Here is a 3,793-nt window from a genome sequence, read left to right on the forward strand (position 1 = left end):
CCGGAACAGTGTCCACAACTCGTCCGGCACCAACCGCTCCAGCAGATCCGTCATGCACGGCACAACGAGCGATCACGCCATCAGAAACGACGTCTTAGGGTGCCCAGACAATGAGCGAGGACGGGCGCGCGCACGTTCCGGTGCGGGCATAGGCGGAGGCCGCGACCCTTGCCCGTTGGCGTACGAACTGATGCCCAGTAAGGAGTGCCACAGTTGGTACCGGGGATCACGATCGGAGGCCGCACCATCTCATCGTCAACCGGCACGGCACCCCGCCTGCCGCCTCCGCCCCCGGCCGCTGTTAGTCGGCGGCTTGCTCGGTCTCGTCTCGTTCAGCGAGCCTGAGTGGCCCGGGCTCCGACGAAACGCGGTAGCGGCGCCTAACCTCGTTGATCTGCGCCAGGGTTGTCTCACGGTCGGCGTCTGCTGCGACCTCTGCGACGTCGATGAACCCTGAATTTTCCCCTGCGCTCAGAGTCATACCGATTTGTGGTGCGTTCTCGGGCTGCGTTGCCACTGTGGAAATTTCTCCGCTGGCGTCATAAACGACGAAGAGACGCATGGGATGGTCCTTTCGCTCGTCATCTGCGAATCGAGGAGAGGGTGAGGTAGATGTCGTTGAACGCAGCGTCGCCCGTATTAGCGAGCGTGACCATAAAGAACTGCTGGTTGCTTCCCCCTGGTTGCAGTTCCACGCGCTCGTCTCTGACGGTGCAGGACTTGTAGCTGAACGAGTACGGCATGTGTGCCGTTGCGTGGATCGCTCGGCCGGACCAAGGAAATATGCCGAAAGTCCACCCTATTGACCGTCCCGGTTGTATCCCGCCAGTTGTGATCGTGTAGTCCCAGCATTCGACGATCGCCATGAGATAACACCCCTTTCGTTCACCCTGTTTCGTTGGGTAGATTGAAGTTCGGGCAGTACCTTAAATATCCCACGGAGACGGCCGACTTGCATGCGGAGGGGCGGCAGGCTATCTGGCGAACAGCGTGATCAACGCGGTGATCTGCGACGGCGATCCGTGACCGACTACGCCAAGACAGCGCCAAACGGTCGGCCTTGAACGCTCAGCGTGTCGCGTGGGCGGCGAGACGCTGCCGGCATGGAGAGGCTCCCACTGGCCAAGGTTCGACACGCCGTCAGGAGATCTACTCCTCCAACGGGGGCAGCGGCTGCGGGTTGAGAGCCACTTTTTCGGCTGCGGCCTCGTAGAGGCGAGCAGCGGCGCGGTACAGGGAGCGGCCCTCGTCACCACTGTTCATGTTGGCCGAGATCTCGGCCAGGACCACCGCAGTGAGGATGTCGCGCAGCCACGGCGGGCGGGGCGGGTGGCCGGGCACGGGTGTCCCGCACCAGTCGTCCATGTTCTGCACCAGCGTGGTCAGGCTCATGTCTCCTCCTGGTGTCCGACCGCCGATTCTCGGTGCCGGGGCGCCCTCCGGGGTGCTGACTCATCCGACCAGAGAGGCACTCCGAAGCCGCCGCCGACACAGGGGCTGACGAGATCAACTATGAATGTGTTCATGTGGGGCCAGAACACAGGATTCAAGGTTGATAGTGCCGCTTTGTGGCACGTGGCAGGAGCACCGGGCGTCCGCTGCGCTCCCGCGGCCCCTGCGGCGCTACGTGCCTTCGACTCGGAATCCGATGCGAAATGCCAGGTCGGTCGGCCAGTCGATGTTCAGCCAGAAAACGACCCCGCCGTCCCGGGGCACGATGTTGCTGACCTGCATCCGAGCGAATCCGGTCTCCGGGGCCCCTGATACGAGTTGCGTGATCGAGGCAAGCACGACGCTGTTGCGATTGACCACTGGGCTGACAACCGGAAACCAGAACTGACCATGTCCCTGGCCGCTCGCCACCCGGGTCACCCCGGTGAGGCGCTCTAGGCCCTCCTCCAGTGCAGCCGGCTCTTCGTCTTCCACCGGCTCGCTCGGCGCGTACATCGCACGAGCCGAAGCCTCGTCGATTGACCTGTTCATCGAGATACCTCGCAAAGCTTGTACGAGAGGCTCCGAGGCTGCAAACGGAACCGATAACTTGCCGTAGCTGGGCTTTTGAGCGTGCCTTGCACACCTACCAGAAAATCACATCTGGGCTCATGGTGAAACTCGCTGGGATCGTCTCGATGTCAACTAGGAGTAACGTCAAACGTTGCGGCATCAACATGCCTCCGGTAATCGAATTCTCAACCAATGTGTACAGGTGTGCATCGCGCGGGCCTTAGGTGTCTACTGGAAACAGACACATCGAACGACATCACCAACACGCCAAGAGGAAGAGCCATGCCGAATAACCAGCCCTTCGAATGCATCCTCCATGCACCCTCAAGCTTTCGGCTTGGTGATCCGATCACGGTAGGTTTCGAAATCCGCAACACAAGCAGTGAGGACTATTGTCTACTGACCTGGGATACACCGCTTTACGGCGATGCGCTCAACTTCCTCTCAGTTAGCCTCGAAGGCGTTGTGCTCAGTTACGACGGCCGAATGGTCAACCGCGGTGACCCCACTGATGACGAATACATCACGCTTGCACCCGGGGAGGCCAACTCATCCACGGTGGACATATCGCGCCTCTACCCTATTCAGGTTCCCGGCGAGTACACGGCGACATTGGCCATGACGCTATACGACGTCTATCCCGGAACATCACCGACTGCCAGAAGCCGTGCCGCGCACGAGCCGCAGGCCCTCGAACCGACCAGCGTGACATTCACTGTTAGGCCAGACGACGCGCCAAGGATGACACTGGGGCAGACGGCTCGCTTGGCGGAGCAGTTGTCCCGACCAACAGAGGAGCCTCCTGGCGTGGAGCGTGAGCTATTTCAGCCCATTCTGATCGGCGGCAGCGAGACCCAGCGAGAGGAAACCCGTCGCGCGCACGCCCAAGCGATCTATAAGGTGGGGAAAGCGTGTGACCAGTTGCATTACTACAATCCGGTCACCAACTCTACCTACCGAAAGTGGTTTGGTAACAACGTTGTCCTCATCCCGTTTCCGTCGATAACATGCTACGAGTGGACCAAAAGTAGTTACGCAATTATCAGAAAGGTGCTGAACTACCCGGAATTTCCACTCCTCCAGACTTACGACCTCACAGGAACGGGATGCCAACCGTCGTACATCGCTTATACCCATAAGGATGCCAAGACGATTTGGCTATGCGGTCTATTTTGGCCACGCCCGACCTATGGTGGACCTGATTCAAAGTTCGGCACACTCATTCACGAGTGGAGCCATGCCCGTTGCTACCTGACCGATTATGAATACGGCCAATACGGATGTCTTAGCCTAGCCACCTCGGAGCCAAAGAAAGCAGTGATGAACCCCGACAACTACCAATATTTTGCCGAGTTCGTCTGATGTGAGCGATGTACTGTCCAGTCCGAGGTGAGCAGGGGGCCCCACCTTGATTCCAGAGTAAATCTGGAGATGCAGTTTGAATCACGGCGGGCTGGTTCTGTCAGGCCTACGTGGTGTACCACCTGATGCAGGGTCACCCGCCACCCCCTCTCCTTGCTGCTCGGGCCGTAGGCCCGTTGGCCGCACCGCGCAGCGGGGCCGGCCTGTGGGGCGCGCAGCGCCATGGGGTGGCTGGAGCGCAGCGGAGGCCGCCCTGCGGGGCCGCAGGTCCCGAAGCTCCGGGAGCGCAGCGGACGGAGCGTCACCGGCCTTGCGGAGCAAGGCCGGTGGGCTGCTCGCGCAGCGAGCAGCAGCGCTCACGCGGAGTGTGAGCGCAACATCCGCGCGCAGCGCGGGTGTTCGCTTGCCTCCGGGCGCAGCCCGGAGG

Annotated in this window: 5 protein-coding genes; 1 reads left to right on the forward strand and 4 read right to left on the reverse strand. The window is 60.9% G+C overall.

Annotation, left to right across the window (positions count from 1 at the left end; translation table 11 throughout):
* Positions 1-301 precede the first annotated feature (301 nt).
* The 4 genes from IO24_RS0139810 to IO24_RS0139825 form a co-directional block, all read right to left on the reverse strand.
* A complete protein-coding gene (locus IO24_RS0139810) occupies positions 302-562 on the reverse strand; it encodes a hypothetical protein (RefSeq protein ID WP_031144730.1) in 261 nt (86 codons plus the stop codon).
* A 19-nt stretch (positions 563-581) separates the two neighbouring features.
* Complete coding sequence (locus IO24_RS45490; RefSeq protein WP_157851357.1) at positions 582-866, reverse strand: hypothetical protein; 285 nt, start codon at positions 864-866, stop codon at positions 582-584.
* 283 nt (positions 867-1,149) lie between these two features.
* Positions 1,150-1,392 (reverse strand): hypothetical protein, encoded by a 243-nt coding sequence (locus IO24_RS0139820; RefSeq protein ID WP_031144732.1) that lies wholly within the window; start codon positions 1,390-1,392, stop codon positions 1,150-1,152.
* Between the two features lie 231 nt (positions 1,393-1,623).
* Entirely contained in the window at positions 1,624-1,983 is a 360-nt protein-coding gene (locus IO24_RS0139825; protein ID WP_157851358.1) for a hypothetical protein, read from the reverse strand.
* Positions 1,984-2,286: 303 nt separating this feature from the next.
* On the opposite strand from IO24_RS0139825, the gene IO24_RS44145 reads away from it, so the two are divergent.
* The gene (locus IO24_RS44145) at positions 2,287-3,366 is read left to right on the forward strand and encodes a M35 family metalloendopeptidase (RefSeq protein WP_157851359.1); all 1,080 of its coding nucleotides are present in this window, start codon (positions 2,287-2,289) and stop codon (positions 3,364-3,366) included.
* The last annotated feature ends 427 nt before the right edge of the window (positions 3,367-3,793 follow it).

This window comes from Streptomyces flavovariabilis, assembly GCF_000725785.1.
In the GTDB taxonomy this organism is placed as follows: domain Bacteria; phylum Actinomycetota; class Actinomycetes; order Streptomycetales; family Streptomycetaceae; genus Streptomyces; species Streptomyces hawaiiensis.